At 73.4% G+C, this 18054-nt stretch carries 18 protein-coding genes; 9 read left to right on the top strand and 9 right to left on the bottom strand.

Annotation, left to right across the window (positions count from 1 at the left end):
- Positions 1 to 136 precede the first annotated feature (136 nt).
- The 4 genes from OHA34_RS31415 to OHA34_RS31400 form a co-directional block, all read right to left on the bottom strand.
- Positions 137 to 835, bottom strand: coding sequence for a FadR/GntR family transcriptional regulator (locus tag OHA34_RS31415; protein ID WP_285937731.1), 699 nt, complete (start codon positions 833 to 835; stop codon positions 137 to 139).
- Between the two features lie 39 nt (positions 836 to 874).
- The gene (locus tag OHA34_RS31410; protein WP_285937732.1) at positions 875 to 1804 is read right to left on the bottom strand and encodes an alpha/beta hydrolase; all 930 of its coding nucleotides are present in this window, start codon (positions 1802 to 1804) and stop codon (positions 875 to 877) included.
- A gap of 9 nt (positions 1805 to 1813) precedes the next feature.
- On the bottom strand, positions 1814 to 3055 hold the full coding sequence (locus OHA34_RS31405) for a DUF4185 domain-containing protein (RefSeq protein WP_329519728.1): 1242 nt from the start codon (positions 3053 to 3055) through the stop codon (positions 1814 to 1816).
- Between the two features lie 106 nt (positions 3056 to 3161).
- A complete protein-coding gene (locus tag OHA34_RS31400) occupies positions 3162 to 3959 on the bottom strand; it encodes an SDR family NAD(P)-dependent oxidoreductase (RefSeq protein WP_329519727.1) in 798 nt (265 codons plus the stop codon).
- A 129-nt stretch (positions 3960 to 4088) separates the two neighbouring features.
- Here OHA34_RS31400 and OHA34_RS31395 point away from each other — a divergent pair, with 129 nt between their 5' ends.
- The 3 genes from OHA34_RS31395 (at position 4089) to OHA34_RS31385 (ending at position 6505) form a co-directional block, all read left to right on the top strand.
- On the top strand, positions 4089 to 5117 hold the full coding sequence (locus OHA34_RS31395) for a sugar kinase (protein WP_285937735.1): 1029 nt from the start codon (positions 4089 to 4091) through the stop codon (positions 5115 to 5117).
- Positions 5118 to 5261: 144 nt separating this feature from the next.
- Positions 5262 to 5690 carry an anti-sigma factor gene (locus OHA34_RS31390; protein ID WP_285937736.1) on the top strand — a complete coding sequence of 143 codons (429 nt, stop codon included), beginning with the start codon at positions 5262 to 5264 and terminating at the stop codon, positions 5688 to 5690.
- Positions 5687 to 6505, top strand: coding sequence for an RNA polymerase sigma factor SigF (locus tag OHA34_RS31385; RefSeq protein WP_285937737.1), 819 nt, complete (start codon positions 5687 to 5689; stop codon positions 6503 to 6505). Before OHA34_RS31390 ends, OHA34_RS31385 begins: the two co-directional genes overlap by 4 nt.
- Before the next feature lie 63 nt (positions 6506 to 6568).
- Here OHA34_RS31385 and OHA34_RS31380 read toward each other — a convergent pair whose 3' ends face one another.
- Complete coding sequence (locus OHA34_RS31380) at positions 6569 to 7054, bottom strand: hypothetical protein (protein ID WP_329519726.1); 486 nt, start codon at positions 7052 to 7054, stop codon at positions 6569 to 6571.
- Positions 7055 to 7112: 58 nt separating this feature from the next.
- On the opposite strand from OHA34_RS31380, the gene OHA34_RS31375 reads away from it, so the two are divergent.
- Both OHA34_RS31375 and OHA34_RS31370 read left to right on the top strand, forming a co-directional pair.
- Positions 7113 to 8054 (top strand): diacylglycerol/lipid kinase family protein, encoded by a 942-nt coding sequence (locus OHA34_RS31375; protein ID WP_285937740.1) that lies wholly within the window; start codon positions 7113 to 7115, stop codon positions 8052 to 8054.
- A 297-nt stretch (positions 8055 to 8351) separates the two neighbouring features.
- Positions 8352 to 8618 (top strand): WhiB family transcriptional regulator, encoded by a 267-nt coding sequence (locus tag OHA34_RS31370; protein WP_285937741.1) that lies wholly within the window; start codon positions 8352 to 8354, stop codon positions 8616 to 8618.
- A 259-nt stretch (positions 8619 to 8877) separates the two neighbouring features.
- On the opposite strand, the gene OHA34_RS31365 is transcribed toward OHA34_RS31370, so the two are convergent.
- Positions 8878 to 10602, bottom strand: coding sequence for a sensor histidine kinase (locus OHA34_RS31365; RefSeq protein ID WP_285937742.1), 1725 nt, complete (start codon positions 10600 to 10602; stop codon positions 8878 to 8880).
- A 76-nt stretch (positions 10603 to 10678) separates the two neighbouring features.
- On the opposite strand from OHA34_RS31365, the gene OHA34_RS31360 reads away from it, so the two are divergent.
- From OHA34_RS31360 to OHA34_RS31350, 3 genes are all read left to right on the top strand, one after another.
- The gene (locus OHA34_RS31360) at positions 10679 to 11851 is read left to right on the top strand and encodes an 8-amino-7-oxononanoate synthase (RefSeq protein ID WP_329519725.1); all 1173 of its coding nucleotides are present in this window, start codon (positions 10679 to 10681) and stop codon (positions 11849 to 11851) included.
- A 37-nt stretch (positions 11852 to 11888) separates the two neighbouring features.
- The gene (locus OHA34_RS31355) at positions 11889 to 12680 is read left to right on the top strand and encodes a GntR family transcriptional regulator (RefSeq protein WP_285937744.1); all 792 of its coding nucleotides are present in this window, start codon (positions 11889 to 11891) and stop codon (positions 12678 to 12680) included.
- Between the two features lie 103 nt (positions 12681 to 12783).
- Positions 12784 to 13476: a Uma2 family endonuclease gene (locus OHA34_RS31350; protein ID WP_285937745.1), complete on the top strand. Its 693-nt coding sequence runs from the start codon at positions 12784 to 12786 to the stop codon at positions 13474 to 13476.
- 72 nt (positions 13477 to 13548) lie between these two features.
- Here OHA34_RS31350 and bioB read toward each other — a convergent pair whose 3' ends face one another.
- A complete protein-coding gene (bioB, locus tag OHA34_RS31345; RefSeq protein WP_285937746.1) occupies positions 13549 to 14544 on the bottom strand; it encodes a biotin synthase BioB in 996 nt (331 codons plus the stop codon).
- Positions 14541 to 15272: a dethiobiotin synthase gene (gene bioD / locus OHA34_RS31340; RefSeq protein ID WP_285937747.1), complete on the bottom strand. Its 732-nt coding sequence runs from the start codon at positions 15270 to 15272 to the stop codon at positions 14541 to 14543. The genes bioB and bioD overlap by 4 nt, the downstream gene beginning before the upstream one ends.
- A 157-nt stretch (positions 15273 to 15429) precedes the next feature.
- Between bioD and OHA34_RS31335 the strand changes: the two genes are divergently transcribed.
- Entirely contained in the window at positions 15430 to 16224 is a 795-nt protein-coding gene (locus OHA34_RS31335; protein ID WP_285937748.1) for a hypothetical protein, read from the top strand.
- Between the two features lie 33 nt (positions 16225 to 16257).
- Here the strand turns inward: OHA34_RS31335 and OHA34_RS31330 are convergent, their stop codons facing one another.
- A complete protein-coding gene (locus OHA34_RS31330; RefSeq protein ID WP_329519724.1) occupies positions 16258 to 17952 on the bottom strand; it encodes a carotenoid oxygenase family protein in 1695 nt (564 codons plus the stop codon).
- Between the last annotated feature and the right edge of the window lie 102 nt (positions 17953 to 18054).

The following is an 18054-nucleotide window of genomic DNA, read 5'->3' as shown; positions in this document are numbered from 1 at the left end:
AGATCGGTGTTGGAGGGGTCGTTGAAGGGGGCCCGCGGCGGGGGGTCGCCGCGCGCCTGACCTGAGCGGCCGGTGCGTCGGTGCGTCGAGTGCGTCGGTTGAGTTGGGGGGCTGGAGGCGGGAGGCGGGAGGCGGGTCAGGCCCGGTCGAGACGTTCCTCGATCACGTGCTTGACCACGGCGAGGTGGTCCCGCATGAGCCCCTCGGCCGCGTCGCCGTCGCCGCGCTCGATCGCACCGAGGATCGCCCGGTGCTCCTCGAAGTCGCGGCGGCGGTCATCGAAGATCCGCTGTATCTCGCGCTGTTCGGAGCCGTGCACCGACAGCAGCGAGTCGATGACCTCGTCCAGGACCGAGTTGCCCGCCGCGGCGGCGGCCTCCCGGTGGAAGGCCATGCTGGCCTCGTGCAGCCCGTCGTCGTCGACGGTGAGGTGCCGGGCCGCGTCGTCCAGGACCGCGCGGAGCCGGTCGAGGACGGCGGGCTCGGACCGGCGGGCGGCCCGCGCGGCCAGCGGCGGCTCGATCAGCAGCCGGGCGTCCAGCAGGTCCAGCAGCCGGTCGGTGTCGAGCTCCCGGACGTTCGGGTTGGGGATCACCACCCGTTCCAGGTCGGTGCCCACATAGATGCCCGAGCCGTGCCGGAGCTGGACGGCGCCGGTGGCCTCCAGCCGGCGCAGCGCCTCGCGCAGGGTCGGCGTGGTCACCGCGAACCGCTGCGAGAGCTCCCGCGCCGACGGCAGCCGGTCACCGGGGCGCAGGCCGCCCGACCTGATCAGCTCCAGCATCCGCTCGGTCAGAGCGTCCGAAAGGCTGGGCCGGGCCACATCCTGGGACATCGCCACCTCACTCCAGAAGAAGTAAAATCATCTAATCACTTAGTCTACGACGCTGTCCAGGGCCCGGCGCAGCACCGCGCGCTGCTCCGCGAGCGCGCGCCGCGCCACCTCCGCCGAGGTCACGCCGTCGAAGCCGTGATAGACGCCCGGCACGTGCCGCAGCTCGGTCGGCACCCCGGCCGCGATGAGGCGCAGCGCGTAGGCGAGGTCCTCGTCGCGCAGCGGATCGGCTTCGGCGGCGAGCACGTACGCGGGCGGCAGGCCGGACAGGTCGGCCGCGCGGGCCGGCGCCGCATAGGGCGGCGCCTCCGCGAGACCGCCCAGGTAGTGCCGCCACATGTGCGTCACGTCCGTCCGGTTGAACAGGGGCGGCTCGGTGTACGCCCGCATCGACGGCGTGTCCATGCGGTCGTCGAGCACCGGGTAGAGGAGGAGCTGGAACGCCAGCGGCGGCCCGTCCTCGTCCCGCGCCCGCAGCGCGACCCCGGCCGCGAGCGCGCCGCCGGCGCTGCCGCCGCCGACCGCGATCCGCGCCGGGTCACCGCCGAACTCCGCCGCGTGCCGATGCGTCCAGCACGTCACGGCATAGCAGTCGTCGAAACCCGCCGGGAAGGGATGCTCGGGCGCGAGCCGGTACTCGGCCGACACCACCGCGATCCCCTCCTCGGCGGCGACGTCCAGGCAGCGCCGGTGCTCGTTCTCCAGGTCGCCGGTGACGAACCCGCCACCGTGGAAGTACACGAGCACCGGCGCCGGACGCCGGGCCCGCCGCGGCCGGTAGACGCGCACCGGGACGGGCGGCGCTCCGGGTGGGCCCGGGACCTCCCGGCCCGTGACCTCCACGCGGCCGTCCGCCGCCGGCTCCACCAGCACGGCCACCAGCTCGCGCATGGCGGCGCGGGCGGCACGCGGATCGGCCAGGCCGACGTAGGGCAGGCCCGCGATCGCGGCGCGCAGTTCCGGATCCACGGCGGCGCGTCAGCCGGTCACGGGCACGTCGACGAACCGCGCGCGGTAGATGCTGACATCGGTGTAGTTGTCGTTCTCCTCGCCCTCGGTCTTGTCGAGCGAGTTGACGTTGTACGACACCACCAGGGTGTTCGCGCTGCTCAGCGAGGCGTGCGCGTGAGCGTTGTAGGTGTAGACGTCCGCGTTCCCGTACGTGCCGGACGCGCCGGTCTCGGGCGTGTTGTAGACGGTCCGCTCGCCGGTGAACGGGCCCGCCGCCGAGCACGACAGGTACGCGTCGATCTCGGTGCTGACGTACTCCTTGGTGTCCTGGGAGATCAGGATGTAGTGCGAGCCGCGCCTGGTGACGCTGAACTCGTTGGACACCCCGCTCATCAGCCGCGCCGAGTCGGCCTCCGTCGCCGACCACCCCGCGGCGGTCCGGTAGCTCCAGGCGCCGCGCAGGTCGGTGCCCTTCACCCGGGCGACGTGCAGGTACTTGGTGTTGACCTTCGTCTCGGGGTCGGTGAAGTCCTCGGTCCCGTAGACATAGGTGTGGCCGCCGTCCTTGAGCAGCGCCGACCCCCACTGGACGCCCGTGACCGACGGCGCGTCCCGCACCTCGGTCGGGGCCGCCATGGAGCCGGGCGCGAAGCGCGCGAGGACGTTGCGCTTCCACCGCAGGTCCCACGGGTCGTTGTTGCCGGGGTCCGGGTCGTAGTACTCGCGGTAGAGCTGCTGCACCTCGCCGCCGCTCTCGGTCAGGTCGCCCGCCCAGTACCAGTGGGCCGCCTGCGAGGGCGGCATCGGCTCGACCGGGTCGGACGCCGGTCCCCGGTGGACGGTGCTGAGCGACCCGTCCGTCCCCTCGACCACGAAGGAGTTGTTGAGGAACGGCGTCGTCCCGCCCTCGTCGGTGACGACCGGCCGCGACCCGTCGGCGTCGACCTTGCCGAGGAAGGTGTCGGAGTAGGCGAACACGGTACGGCCGTCGGACAGCTTGAGGGAGTAGGTGGTGTCGGCGCCCGTCCAGTCGTCCAGCCGGGTGTTGTCGTTGCCGTAGGCGGTGAACTTGGCGTTCTCGGCGCCGTCCGGCTTTGCGGCGCCGAACACGGGCGCCGGCTCGCCCGCGCAGACGGGCCCGGCGGCGCGGGGCGCGTCGGCCCGCGCGGCGGCCGGGAGGACGGCGACCCCGGCGGCCAGCGCCGCCACCGCGACCGCGGCGCCGAGCCGCCTGGACGGGCGGGGGTGGGAGGGGGCGGATTCCTGCATGCGAACCTCCGGTCAGGGGGAACGGGTGTGGGAACAGGCGTGGAAAACGTGGAACAGGCGTTGGGACGGGTGTGCGGGAGTTGCCGACGGCTCGGCGGTCGGGGCGCTAGACCTCGGGGAGGGCGGCCGGGTTGCGGGCGAGCAGGCCGCCGTCCACGCGGTGCTCGGCCCCGGTGACGAACGACGAGCGCGGTCCGGCGAGGAAGGCCACCACCTCGGCGACCTCGGCAGCGGTCGCCACCCGTCCGAGCGGATGGGCCCGGCCCCACTCGGCGACCTGCGCGTCCTGGGAGGTCTCGCCGCGGAACAGGTCGGCGGCCCAGCGCAGCATGGGGGTGTCGACCGACCCCGGGCACACCGCGTTGGCGCGGATCCCGTCGGCGGCGTGGTCGAGCGCCATCGACCGGGTCAGCGCGTTGATCGCGGCCTTGCTGGCGCTGTAGGCGGCGACCCGCGCCTGCGACACGAACGCCTGCACCGACGACATGGTGACGATCGTGCCGCCGCCGCGCCGGCGTAGCTCGGGCACCGCGGCCCGGCAGGTGAGGAAGACGCCCTTGAGATTGACGTCCAGGACCTCGTCCCACACCTCCTCGGAGGTGTCCTCGACGGTCCCGTACCGCTGGACGCCCGCGCAGGTCGCCACCACGTCCAGGCCCCCGTACCGGGAGACGGCCTCCGCGACCAGACCGCGCGCCTGCGCGGCGTCGGTCACGTCGGCGACCACCCCGGCGACCTCGTGGCCGGCGCTCCGCGACGCGTCCTGCGCCGCGCGGACGGCGTCGTCCTCGATCCCGCAGAACACCACCGCGGCGCCGTCCCCGGCCAGCCGCTCGACCACGGCCCGGCCGATGCCGAGCGACCCCCCGGTGACCAGGGCGACCCTGCCCTCGAACTCGCTCATCGCTCTCCTCCCCCGCGGACCCCGGGCTCGCCCCCGCAGTCTTAGTCATCAGATCACTTGCTGTCTAGATGTATCGTCTCCTGCATTCGATCCCCGTTCCCCAGGAACCCCGGCGAGAGGAGAGCGCCCATGGCCGCCCTGGAAACGCTCGGCAGGCCCGGACCGGCCCGGGTCGCGCTCATCGGCGAATGCATGATCGAACTGAGCCACGTCGCGTCCGACCGGCTGGCGGTCGGCTACGCGGGCGACGTCCTCAACACCGCCGCCTACCTGGCCCGGAGCGCCGCACCGGGCCGGGTCGACGCGCAGTTCGTGACGATCACCGGCGACGACCCCTACAGCGACCGGATGCGGGCGTCCTGGGCCGCGCACGGGGTCGGCGCGGCGCTCACCCGGGTCCGGACGGGCGGGCAGGCCGGGCTCTACCTGATCCGCACCGACGACCACGGCGAGCGGACCTTCCACTACTACCGGTCGCAGTCGGCGGCGCGCGGCCTGTTCGGCCCGGAGCACGGGGCCGGGATCGACGCCGCCGTCGCCGCGTCCGACCTGGTGCACCTGTCCGGGATCACCCTGTCGATCCTCGGCGACGCGGCCCGTGAGCGGCTCCTGGACGTGCTGGACGAGACCCGCCGCCGGGGCGGCCTGGTCTCCTTCGACGGCAACTACCGCCCGGCCGGCTGGCCCTCGCCCGCGGCGGCGGCGCGGGCCATGTCCGCCGTGCTCGCCCGCACCGACATCGCCCTGCCGACCCTGGCCGACGACCGCGCCGTGTTCGGCGACGCGACCGCCGCCGACACGGCCCGCCGGCTGCGCGCCGCCGGCGTCGCCGAGATCGTGATCAAGCTCGGCGCGCGCGGCTGCGTGATCGCAAGCCCGGACGGCGCGGACGATCCGGGTCCTGACGGCCCCGGCGCGGGCGGGCTGGTGGAGGTTCCGGCCGTCCCCGGGGTCCGGGTCGTCGACACCACGGCGGCGGGCGACGCGTTCAACGGCGGGTACCTCGCGGCCCGGCTCGGCGGCGCCCGCCCGCGCGGGGCGGCGGAGGCCGCGGCCTGCCTCGCCGCCCGTGTCATCGGGCACCGCGGGGCGCTGCTGCCCCCCGGAGACCGGCTCTCCGCCACTCCCGCGGTGGTACCCGCCACACGGGAAGGGTGACGATTTTCTCCGCCGTACGACGTTTGATGGGCTTTCGGTCAGCTCGCCACGGACATTGGTGAGAAGCCACGCGCGGCGAAGTCTCGCGAGGGCCTCCGCAGGCGGTAGTTTCAAAGGTGCGGGACCATCCTGCGAGGGAGTGACGTGACCGAGGAAACCGCTGCAATGCCGTCCAGTACCAAGTTGTCCGTTCGTGACGTGGTGACCGTGAGGTTGCCCGCCGCGAGCGCCTATCTGTCCGTCCTGCGGACCGCCACGGCGGGGCTGGCGGCCAGACTGGACTTCACGCTGGACGAGATCGAGGACCTCCGCATAGCGGTGGACGAGGCGTGCGCCATGCTGCTCGCCCAGGCGGTCCCCGGGACCGATCTGACCTGCGAGTTCGAGCTGACCGGAGAGGCCATGCGCATCTCGGTGTCGGTGCTGACCGTGGACGGCATGGAGCCCAGCCGCGACACCTTCGCCTGGACCGTCCTGTCGTCCCTGGCCGGCGAGGTCGACGCCCAGGTGGGCGCCGACGACAGGGTCACCGTGACGCTCCAGAAGCGACGCGGCGCGGCGGGGGCCCCGTGACGGAGAAAACGACGATCGCGGGCTCGGGCGCGAGCAACGAGCGGTCCGACAGCGCGGTCCCCGACCGCGCCCGGGCCCGCGCGCTGTTCGTGCGCCTCGCCGAGCTGCCCGAGGGCGACGCCGAGCGCCAGCGCATCCGCGACCAGCTGGTCGAGCTGCACCTGCCGCTGGTGGAGTACCTCGCCCGCCGGTTCCGCAACCGCGGCGAGTGGCTCGACGACCTGATCCAGGTCGCCACCATCGGGCTGATCAAGTCGATCGACCGGTTCGACCTCGGCCGCGGCGTGGAGTTCTCGACCTACGCCACGCCCACCATCGTCGGCGAGATCAAGCGGCACTTCCGCGACAAGGGCTGGGCGGTCCGGGTACCGCGCCGGCTCCAGGAGCTGAAGCTGTCGCTGACCAAGGCGATCAGCGACCTGGCCCAGCGCGAGGGCCGCGCGCCCACCGTCAGCGAGCTCGCCGCGCACCTCCAGATGACCGAGGAGGAGGTGCTCGAGGGCCTGGAGTCCGCGAACGCCTACTCCACGGTGTCGCTGGACGCCCCCGACTCCGGTGACGAGGACGCGCCCGCGGTGGCCGACTCGCTCGGCATGATCGACGAGTCGCTGGAGGGCGTGGAGTACCGCGAGTCCCTCAAGCCGCTGCTGGAGAAGCTGCCCGCGCGGGAGAAGAAGATCCTCCTGCTCAGGTTCTTCGGCAACATGACCCAGTCGCAGATCGCCGCCGAGCTCGGTATCTCCCAGATGCACGTGTCCCGGCTGCTGGCCCGCACGCTCGCGCAGCTCCGCGAGGGCCTCACCGCCGACGAGTGATCCCGGCGCCCCTCCGCGGGGCGTCCGGTCATCCGATCCCGGCCCGGTGCCCTCGCTGGAGCCTTAGCCGCGCTCTTGGCCCGAGCCCGAGCCCTTGGCCGAGCCGGCTCCGTCGTCGTCCGGGCCGCCGTCCGCGGGAGCGCCGTCCTCGTCGTCCGGGCCGTCGTCCTCGCCTCCGTGCACCAGCCACGCGGTGCTGGGCGGGCTGAGCACCAGCACCAGGGTCAGCGCGGCGACCACACCGAGCGGGATCGCGGTGAACGCCTGATCGCTCTGCCACAGCGACCAGGCCACCGGCAGCGCGAAGAGCTGGGTCAGCACCGTGGGCGCGCGGCTGCCCTGCTGCCCGCGCAGCAGGCCGCGGGCGCAGGCCAGCATCCCGATCCCGCCGGCCAGGGCCAGCACGGTCACCCCGATGGCGCTCACGGGATCGACGGCCGAGCCGATGGCCGTCTCCACGCCGACGTAGCCGCCGAATCCGACGGCGGCCACTCCCTCCGCGGCCTCGAGGGCGGCGGCGGCGAGCACGGTGCTGGAACGCTTGGACACAACCCGAAACCCTACTCGCCCGCGCGGGGAACGCGGCCACCATGGATACGCTGGCGCCGTGCGCGCCATGCTCATCGCCAATCCCAAGGCGACCTCGACCTCTCGGCGGGCCCGTGACCTCCTGGTCCGGGCCTTCACCGGCGACCTCGACCTCCTGGTCGCCGAGACCGGCCACCGCGGCCACGCGACCGAGCTGGCCCGGCGGGCCGCCGACGAGGGCTACGACGTCGTGGTGGCCCTCGGCGGCGACGGCACCGTGAACGAGGCGGTCAACGGCCTGCTCGCCCAGGGCCCCTCCCCCGAGCTGCCGGCGCTGGCGGTGCTGCCGAGCGGCAGCGCCAACGTGTTCGCCCGCGCGCTCGGCCTGCCCAACGACCCGGTCGGCGCGACCCGGGTGGTGCTGAGCGCGCTGCGCGCCGGCCGGCACCGCACCGTGGGGCTCGGCACCGCCGAGCACGCCGGCGCGCCGCCGCGCTATTTCACCTTCTGCGCCGGAGTCGGATTGGACGCCGAGGTCGTGCGCGAGGTGGAACGGCACCGGCATCGAGGATCCAGGGCCGACCCGTCACTCTATGTGCGGACGGCGGTCCGGCATTTCTTCTCGGGCACCGATCGGCGCCGTCCCGCATTGACGCTGGAGGCGCCCGGACGCCCGACCAGAACGGGCCTGTTCCTCGCCTTCGTGTCCAATGCCACACCCTGGACCTACCTTGGCCCGCTGCCGTTGAATCCGAGCCCGCTGGCCGGATTCAACGACGGCCTGGACGTGTTCGGGATGCGTTCCCTCGGGCTCGCCCCGACCCTGGGCGCGCTCACCCAGATGCTGGTCGCGCGGACCCGTCCGGTCCAGGGTGAGCATGTCCTCAACGCGCACGACGCGGCCGAGTTCACTTTGCGCGCCGACCGCCCAGTGGCTTTTCAACTGGACGGCGACTACCTTGGTGAAGAGGATTCGATCACCTTCCGGGCGGTGCCCAAGGCCGTGCGCATTGTCATCTGAGGACGTGCGCACCACCTGTTAACAACAAAGCAACAGGCCCGACCCACTGATGTGACACATGCGACACCCATACTTTGAGAATCCCTTCTCGAGGGTCTTGCGCCTGGCCACACCCCCCTGACACGCTCAAAGTGCGCCAGCCGACAGGGGCCCCAACGCCGCCGGCCCTCTGATCGCAGCGCCGCCGAACCCCACATCACCCCCGTGACCGAGCCCGATCAGGCTCGGGGTGTTCGCGACATGTGAAACCGTTCACAAGTGGAGTTTCTCCGCCACGCTGACAGAGGAGTGGACCGCATGGACTGGCGCCACCGCGCAGCCTGCCGTGACGTGGACCCCGAGTTGTTCTTTCCGATCGGAAACACCGGGCCCGCGATCCTACAGATCGAAGAGGCCAAGCAAGTATGCAGGCGCTGTGACGTGAACGACGCGTGCCTACGCTGGGCGCTGGAGTCCGGCCAGGACTCGGGCGTCTGGGGCGCGATGGGCGAGGACGAGCGCCGCGCCCTCAAGCGCCGCACCGCCCGTGCCCGCGCCCGCGCCAACGCGGCTGCCGGAGCCTGACCCGGCTCCGGCACACCACCGCCGCCGCACCCGGCGGCCCGTTCCGCGGACGTGGTACCGCCTCCGAACCCAACGGCCGGAGAGCAGCAGCACACCACCCGCGCGACCTGACATCAAGCGCCCGTGGCCTTCGCCACGGGCGCTTGTCATGCCCGCCCGACCGGACACCGCGCCGGCACGACCGCACCGGGCGACCACCCGGCCCGCCCGGCCCGATGGCGACGGCGACGGCGACGGCGACGGCGACGGCGACGGCGGATCAGCGGGCGGGCGGGCCCGGACGGTGGTGCTGGTCGAGCGGGACGTCCACCACGACCTCGGTGCCGCCGCCCGACCGGGCGCGAAAGTCCAGCCGTCCGCCCAGCTCGCCCACGATCAGCGTCCGGACGATCTGGAGGCCGAGGCTGTTGCTGCTCTCCACGTCGAAGTCGGCGGGCAGCCCCACCCCGTCGTCCACCACGACCGCGACCAACCGCTTGCCCGCCTCCTCGGGCCGGGACGCCGGGCCCGCGGGACCCGCCGGATCAGCCAGGCCCGACCCGCCCGGCCCCTCCGGCGGACGGTTCGGCCCCTCCGCGGCGCCGCCCGGCCACTCCCCCCACACGTCCACGACCGCCGGATCGTGCGCCGCGCGGCCATCGCCGTAGCGCCACGCCACCACCTCCAGCGTCCCGAACCGGTTCGACAGGCCGTGCTCCAGCGCGTTCTGGAGGAGTTCGGTGAGCGCCATCGCCAGCGGCGTCGCGATCTCGGCGGGCAGCACCCCGAAGCTCCCGGTCCGCTTCGGCGTGACCCGCGTCTCCGGGGTGGACACCTCGCCCGCCATCGTGATCACCCGGTCCGCGATGTCGTCGAAGTCGATCAGCTCGTCCGGGGTGAGCGACAGCGTCTCGTGCACGATCGCGATGGACCCGACCCGGCGCACCGCCTCGTCCAGCGCCGCCCGCCCCTCCGGGATCCGCAGCCGCCGGGCCTGGAGCCTCAGCAGCGCCGCCACCGTCTGGAGGTTGTTCTTCACCCGGTGGTGGATCTCCCGGATGGTGGCGTCCTTGGTCATCAGCTCCCGGTCCCGCCACCGCAGCTCGGTGACGTCGCGGCACAGCACGATGGCGCCGATCCGGTCATCGCCCACCACCAGCGGGATCGTGCGGAGCTGCATGATCGACCCGTGCGCCTCGACCTCCACCTCGCGCGGCGCCCGGCCGCTGAGGATCACGCTCAGCGCCTCCTCCAGCGGCTCGCCGGTGTCGCACAGCTCGGTGGTGACCAGGCCGAGCGACTCCCCGACCAGGTCGGTCGGGTAGCCGAGCCGCCGGAACGCCGACTGCGCGTTCGGGCTGGCGTAGGTCACCCGTCCCGGCCGGTCGAGCCGGATCAGCCCGTCGCCCACACGCGGCGAGCGGACGAGGTTGGGCTCCTCCCCCGGCGCCGGGAAGCGTCCCTCGGAGATCATCTGCGCGAGGTCGCTGGCGCTCTGGAGGTAGGTCAGCTCCAGCCGGCTCGGCGTCCGGGCGGAGCTGAGGTTGGTGCTGCGCTGGATCACGCCGAGCACCTTGTCGCCGCGCCGCACCGGGATGGACTCCTCCCGCACCGGGATGCCGCTGCCCCACTCCGGGTCGCCCTCCCGGACGATGCGCTGCTCCCGCCACGCGACGTCGATCAGCCCGCGCCGCCCGGTGCGCACCACCTTCCCGACCAGGTCGCCCGAGTAGGCCGTCGGCCCGGTGGTCGGGCGCATCTGCGCGATCGCCACCCACCCCGGCACGGTCGCGCTCGTGTCCACCCCGACGTCCCCCGCACCGCCCGCGCCGCCCGCGCCGCCGGGGGACGGGTCGTCGCCGGGCCGCAGCGGCACCCACAACAGCAGGTCGGCGAAGGAGAGGTCGGCCAGGAGCTGCCAGTCCGAGACCAGGGCGTGCAACCACTCCAGGTCGGTGTCGGTGAGGTCGGTGTGGTCGCGGACCAGATCGGTCAAGGTAGGCACGCGACCATCATCGCCCATCCGATTTCGTGCCCTCCCTCCGTCCCCCCGCGCGTCCCCGGGCTGGCAGGATGCCCGCATGACCGCAGGACAGGACGCACTGGCCAGGTTCCGGGACGCGGCCGCGCGCCGCGCCGACGCGGGACTGCGGCGCACGCTGCGCCCCCGCGGCAGCGACCACGACGGGCTGGTCGATCTGGCGTCCAACGACTATCTGGGGCTCGCCCGCGACCCGCGGCTGATCGACGGCGCCGTGGCGGCGGCCCGGGAGTGGGGCACCGGCTCGACCGGGTCCCGTCTGGTCACCGGCACCACCGAGCTGCACGCCGAGCTCGACCGACGGCTGGCCGCGTTCACCGGCAGCGCCGCCGGGCTGGTCTTCTCGTCCGGCTTCCTGGCCAACCTCGGCGCCGTCGCCACCCTGGCGGGGCCCGGCACGCTGGTGGTGTCCGACCAGGTCAACCACGCTTCGATCGTGGACGCCTGCCGGCTGTCGCGGGCCCGGGTGGTGATCGTCCCGCACCGGGACGCCGCCGCCGCCGAGCGGGCACTGGCCGGCCGTGACGAAGAACACGCCCTGGTCGTCACCGACGCCGTCTTCTCCGTGGACGGCGACCTGGCGCCCCTCGCCGGGCTGCACCGCGCCGCCCGCGCGCACCGCGCCCTGCTGGTCGTCGACGAGGCGCACGCGCTCGGCGTCGTCGGCGACGGCGGCCGGGGCGCCGCGCACGCCGCGGGCCTCGCCGGCGAGCCGGACGTCGTCCTCACCCTCACCCTGTCCAAGTCGCTGGGCGCCCAGGGCGGCGCGGTCCTCGGCGCCCCCGAAGTGATCGGCGCGCTGGTCGACACCGGCCGCGCGTTCATCTTCGACACCGGCCTCAACCCGCCCGCGGCGGGCGCGGCCCTCGCTGCGCTCGGCATCCTGGAGACCGATCCCGCGCTGCCCGCCCGCGCCCGCGAGCGGGCCCGGCGGATGGCCGCGCTGGCGGCCGGATCCGGACTGGAGACCGCCGTCCCCGCCGCGGCCGTCGTCCCGGTGTACCTCGGCGAACCGGCCGCGGCGGTCCGCGCCGCCGGGATCTGTGCTGACCATGGCGTCCGCGTCGGCTGCTTCCGGCCGCCGTCGGTCCCCGAGGGACGGGCCTGCCTGCGCCTCACCGCGCGCGCCTCGGTCAGCGAGGCGGACCTCACAATGCTGGAGACCGCTCTGGCGGACGTGGCCTGCTCTACCGCCCGTAGTCTTCAGACGTAACATCGGGGTCAACCGATGATGAACGTGAGGAGATGCCGTGACGGAGGTCAGGGGCGGGCCCCGGCACGGGGGCTACGAGCGCGCGCCGCTCAGCGACATCGGCAGGCACCACTCGGCCCAGGCACCCCGCATCCCCAAGTACTACAAGCTCAAAGAGCTGCTCGTCGAGCTGATCCAGTCGCTGCCGCCGGGCAGCCCGCTGCCGCCTGAGCGCGCCCTCGCCGAGAAGTACGAGACCTCGCGCACCACCGTCCGGCAGGCCCTGTCCGAGCTGGTCGTCGAGGGGCGGCTCCAGCGGATCCAGGGCAAGGGCACCTTCGTCGCCAAGCCGAAGGTCTCCCAGGAGCTCAACCTCGTCAGCTACACCGAGGACATGCGGCACCACGGGCTGCGCCCCGAGACCCGCATCCTGGAGGCCGGCTACGTCAGCGCCGACGAGCGCCTGGCCGGCCTGCTCAGCATCCGTCCCGGCGGGCGGGTGCTGCGCATCCACCGGCTCCGCCTCGCCGACGGCGAGCCCATGTCGGTCGACACCTCGCACCTCCCGGCCCGCCGCTTCCCCGGCCTGCGCCGCGAGCTGCCCCGGCACCGCTCGCTCTACGAGACCCTCGCCACCGCCTACGACGTCCACCTGGCCGAGGCCGAGGAGACGATCGAGACCGTGCTGGCCACCCCGCACGACGCCCAGCTCCTCGGCGTCGACGTCGGCCTGCCGATGCTGCTGCTGTCCAGGCACGCCTTCGACTCCACCGGCCAGCCGGTCGAATGGGCCCAGTCCCTCTACCGCGGCGACCGCTACACCTTCATCACCCGCCTCCGCCGCAACTGACCGACCGACTACTCTCGGCGACCGATCACACTGTTCTCGGTACTCTTAGAACACACGTTCTCTACGATGACCGGAGCAGATCGTGAGGGAAGGGTCGCCCAAAGTGAGCGTCACGCCAGTGGACATCGAGCAGATGCAGTTGCCCGACACCGCCTACAACATGTGGGTCCGCGGCGAGCTCGATGACTTCGTCCACGCGCCCGAGGGCCACCGGGTCGAGGTCATCGGAGGCAGAATCGTCGTGTCACCAGCTCCCCTGCTCCAGCACGGCGGCATCGTCCAGGACATCGTCAGAGCCGTCTTCAAGATGGAGGCGGCCGACTCCGACTTCCCCTGGGAGTGCATTCAGGCCAACGGCGTGGACCTGTTCGGCGCCAGAGAGGGGTACATCCCCGACCTCATCCTTCTGGACAAGCAGGTCTACGCGACCGCGCGCCGGTCATCGGTGCGCTACCTCGTGCCGGATCAGGTCGAGCTCGTCATCGAGGTCACCTCGCCGTCCAACGCCAGCGAGGACCGCCGGCCGAAGCGCGGGCACGGGCGCGACCGAGCCACCAAGTGGAACGGCTACGCACGGGCCGAGGTCCCGTACTACCTCCTGATCGACCGCGATCCGAAGTCCCCGGGCACGACCCTCTACTCCATCCCCGACCAAGGCACCGGCGCCTACCTCCACAAGGAGACGTGGGAGTTCGGCGAGACCGTCCACCTGCCGGAACCGTTCGGCCTCGACATCGAGACCGGTGCGTGGACGTCCTGGCAGACCGGGTCGCCGGAGACCGGGCTCGAGGAGTAGAGGGCGCGGCGCGGCACGGCCGGATTCGGGCGGGTTCGGCCGGGGGCGCCCGGACCTGGCCGGACCAGGGCCTCAGAGGGTCTTGGAGAGGGCCTTGATCGGCATCTGGAGCTCGGTCAGCAGGTCCAGGTCCTTGGCGGCCGGACGGCCGAGGGTGGTGAGGTAGTTGCCGACGATGATGGCGTTGACGCCGCCGAGCATGCCGTCGCGGGTGCCGAGGTCGCCGAGGGTGAGCTCGCGTCCGCCGGCGTAGCGCAGGATGGTGCGGGGCAGGGTGAGCCGGAACGTGGCGATGGTCTTGAGCGCCTCGGTGCCCTCGACCAGCGGGAGGTCGGCGAACGGGGTGCCGGGACGGGGCGCCAGGAAGTTCAGCGGGACCTCGTCGGGCTCCAGTTCGGCGAGCTGGGCGGCGAACTCGGCGCGCTGCTCGACGCTCTCGCCCATGCCGACGATGCCGCCGCAGCACACCTCCATCCCGGCCTCCTTGACCATCCGCAGCGTCTCCCAGCGCTCCTCCCACGAGTGGGTGGTGACCACGTTCGGGAAGTGCGAGCGGGCGGTCTCCAGGTTGTGGTTGTAGCGGTGCACGCCGAGCTCGGTGAGCTCGTCGACCTGGGCCTGGGTGAGCATGCCGAGGGAGCAGGCGATGTTGATCTCGACGGCGTCGTTGATCGCCTTGACCCCGTCCCGGACCTGGGACATCAGCCGGTCGTCCGGGCCGCGGACGGCGGCGACGATGCAGAACTCGGTCGCCCCCGTGCGGGCCGTCTCCCTGGCCGCCTCGACCAGCTCGGGGATGTTGAGCCACACCGACCGGACCGGCGACTCGAACTGGCCCGACTGCGAGCAGAAGTGGCAGTCCTCGGGGCAGCCGCCGGTCTTGAGGGAGATGATCCCCTCGACCTCGACCTCCGGGCCGCACCAGCGCATCCGCACCTCGTGCGCGAGCGCGAGCAGGTCCTCGATGCGGTCGTCGGGGAGGGTGAGGCACTCCAGGGCCTGCGCGGCGGACAGTCCCTTGCCCTCGTCCAGCACCTGGCGGCGGGCCACGTCGAGGATGTCGGTCACGGGTTCTCCTTAGTGAGGCCGTTGTTGTCACGGAACGTAGCAGCATCGAACGCGCCGCCGAACGCCGGGGCGAGGCCCCCGTGCGCGGCGAGCAGGAACTCGGCGGGCCCGAGCGCGGCGGCGCCCGCGGGAAGCGCGCCGGCGAGCGGCCGGGCGGCGATCGTCTCCAGGTCGCGGATGTTGCTGCGCATCGCCTCGTCGGGCTCGTCCGGCCAGGACCCGAGGACCACGCCGGCGAGCTGGACGCCGCGGTGCGCCATCGCCTCCAGGGTGAGCGCGGTGTGGTTGAGCGTGCCGAGGTCCGGACGGGCCACCACCACGACGGCGGCGCCGAGCCAGCGGGCCAGGTCGGCGATCGTGGTGCCCTCCTCGTCGTAGCGGACGAGGAGGCCGCCCGCGCCCTCGACCAGCACGAGGCGGCGGTCGCGGGACAGCTCCTGGACGCGTTCGGCCACGTCCGCGAGGCGCACCGGGGGTGTCCCGGCGTGGCGGGCGGCGGCGGCGGGCGACAGCGCGGCGGGGAACCGGGCGAACTCGTGGACGTCGCCGACGGCCGCGAGGCGGCGCACCGTGTCGAGGTCGCCCGGCTCTCCCGGATCCAGCCCGGTCTGCCCTGGCTTGATCACGGCGACCGGCGTCCCGCGCGTCGCCGCCAAGGCGGCCAGCGCGGCGGTGACGACGGTCTTCCCGACTCCGGTGCAGGTCCCGGTGACCACGAGCACGCTCACCTGCGGCAGGTTAGCGCGGGTCCGGCGGCGGGTCGCCCGCCGAATCCCACAGTCTTCGCCGGAGGATTTTGTAGCGGAACCCCAGGGCGCGGCGGGACGTCCAAGGCCCATGGCCGATCTGTCAGGACGTTCCAGACATGTGATCGATCGGGGGATCGTGACCCTACTGGTGGGGGCGGGGGCCCTCACCGCCTGCGGCGACCTCGGACCGAACGACGAGGTGTCCACCCTTCCCATCGCCCCGTCCTCCGCCCGGCCGCCGCAGCCGGGGCCGGCGGGAACGGGGGCGGGGGCGGGCGCTGTGCTGCGCTGGCGGAAGGGCGGCGGCATCGCCGGACTGGGCGGTCCCGGGAGCCTGCCCGACTTCTCGCTGTACGCCGACGGCCGCGCGGTCTCCGTCCCGGGCGGCGGCGCCGCGCCGGTGGAGTTCCGGCTGAAGCCTGCGGCGGTGACCCGGCTGCTGGACGGGGCCAGGGCCGCCGGGCTCGGCCGGTCGCGCACCGTCCAGGCGGACGGGGTCGCCGACGCGATGACCTTGGAGATCACCCTGGGCGGGGCGCGCACCCGCGTCGTCCAGCCGGACGGACGGAGCGACCCGGCGGTGCGGTTCTGGACGCGGCTGCGCCCCGAGACGTGGCCCAAGGCCGACCAGACCGCCCCGAGCCGCCCGTACGTCGGCGACCGGCTCGCCGCGCTGGCCACGCCCACCACGTCCACCACGGGGAACGGGCAGAAGGTTCGGGAGTGGACGCTGGCGCCGCTGGCCAAGGGCGCACCGGGGCCGGGGGGCCTGTGCACGGTCCTCGCCGGACGCGACGCCCAGTCCCTTCAGAAGGAGAGCGGGCCGCCCAGGCCCCGCTCCGTATGGCGGGACGGGGGCAAGGTCTACTCGCTCCGGCTCCGCCCGCTACTGCCCGACGAGAAGACCTGCGCGGACCTCGCCCGCGCATAACGCGCGGGGCGTGGGGAGGCGGGGCGCACGGGGTCAGTGTGCCGTCGCGTCGAGTTCGGCGGCGACCTCGTGCGCGACGGCCGCCAGTTCCGGGTCGAGCGCGTCCAGCCGGGCGTCCAGGTCGTCGGCGAACCGGAGCCGGTCCAGGCCGGACGGCGCCGCGACGGCCTCGGGCATCCACGCGGAGTGGATCAGGAACGGCACCGTGGTGCCGCGCGGCGGGGCGAGCACCGCGACCGGTCCGCGCGCGACGTCCGCCGCGTCGAACAGCTCGATCCGGAACCGGTCGTCGTTGTGCACGGCCACCACCAGGTGGCCGTCGTGCCCGCCCGGCCGCGCGCCCGCGTACCGGCTGCGGCCCCCGGTGCCCGGGTCGCGCGGGACGAAGGTGGGCGAGGTCGGGTAGTCGTCGAGCGCGAACGTCCACTCGGCGAGCGGCTCGAGGTCGTCGCGGTCGAGGCTCGCCAGCACCGCGGGCGTCTCCTCGCGCGGGAACAGCGAGGTGTCGACGCGGCCGGCGTAGTTGGCCAGCGCCCGCTGGTTGATCGCCTCGGGATGGAAGCCGAGGAAGACCAGGTGGTGCCGGGTCGGCGCGAGCTGCCCCTCCATGCTCCAGTCGAGCGCCGACAGCTCGGCCTGCCACCAGCGCGCGGGGTCGTGGGCGCGGGCGTGCTCGTCCACCCGGCCGGTCTCGGGGTCGAACCGCAGGACGGTGGTGAGCGCGGGCGTCATCCCGTGGCAGTACATGCCGCGCAGCGCGGGGTCGACCGGGCGGCCGAGGGCGTCCACGTCGTCCGCGCGCAGGTACATCCCGATGTCCACGCCGGGCGTGTGCTCCATGACGACCTGGACGCCGTCGGAGTCGTCGTAGCGGGCGTAGAAGTGGTTGACCTCGGGCGCGATCCGGAACTCCCGGCACCGGACGGTGGCGCGGGACGGGTCCAGGTCGTCCTTGCGGATCAGCAGCACCGGGCCGCCCGGGTTGTTGGCGACGGTCCGGTCGGCGCCGAAGATCTCGTCGGTGTCGACCTTGTACGCGGTGTCGGCCAGCACCAGCCAGTCGCGGGTCTGGGTGATGGTGTGGGCGGCCTGCGGGAGCGCCGCGCCCTCGACCGCCCAGCGCCGGACGTGCTTGCCGGTCCCGTCGTAGCGGATCACCGAGAAGGCGCCGGTCATGACGTCGCGGCTGACGCTCCACAGGCAGCCGCGCTCGGGGTCGACGACCGGATGCGCGGAGGAGGAGACCAGTGGCAGCACCGCCTGGTCGAGCGCGGGCCGCCAGTCGTCGCGGTGCCCGACCTCGGCGACGAACTCCAGGGTGACCGGGTCGATCTCGACCGGGCGGCCCGCGTCCCAGGTCGCGAAGAGCCGATCGCCCCAGGGCAGCGGCGCGGTGTTGGCGCAGTTGACGAAGCCCCAGGGCGAGCTCGTCCCGACGGGCCCCGCGGTGAACAGGTCGGGACGCTTGCGCCGCAGCCGCACCGAGGGCGTGTCGATCACCCGGGGCCGCCAGGCGAACCGTCCGGCGGGGGCGCCGTCGGTGCCCGGACGCAGCGCCAGCCGCGCCATGATCCCGTCGCCGAAGAACGCGTGCACGGGATGGGTGCGCTGGTCGGAGGTGCTGACGACGTAGTGCCCGGACACCTCCTGCGGCCACGTGCCGGCCACGACCTCCAGATCCAGGTCGCGGGGGTCGTCCTTGCCGAGGATCGAACGGGGGATCGGCATCACGCCTCCAGAACGAGTGTCCGCACGAGTGGCACCGCCCCATCAAGCCGCAGTCCGGCACCCGTCGTCAAGGCTCTAACGACTATCGCACACAAGATCGGG

The organism is Spirillospora sp. NBC_01491 (assembly GCF_036227065.1).
Taxonomy (GTDB): domain Bacteria; phylum Actinomycetota; class Actinomycetes; order Streptosporangiales; family Streptosporangiaceae; genus Spirillospora; species Spirillospora xylanilytica.
Note: the sequence above shows the minus strand (reverse complement) of the source record. Positions and strands in the feature narration are given on the sequence as shown.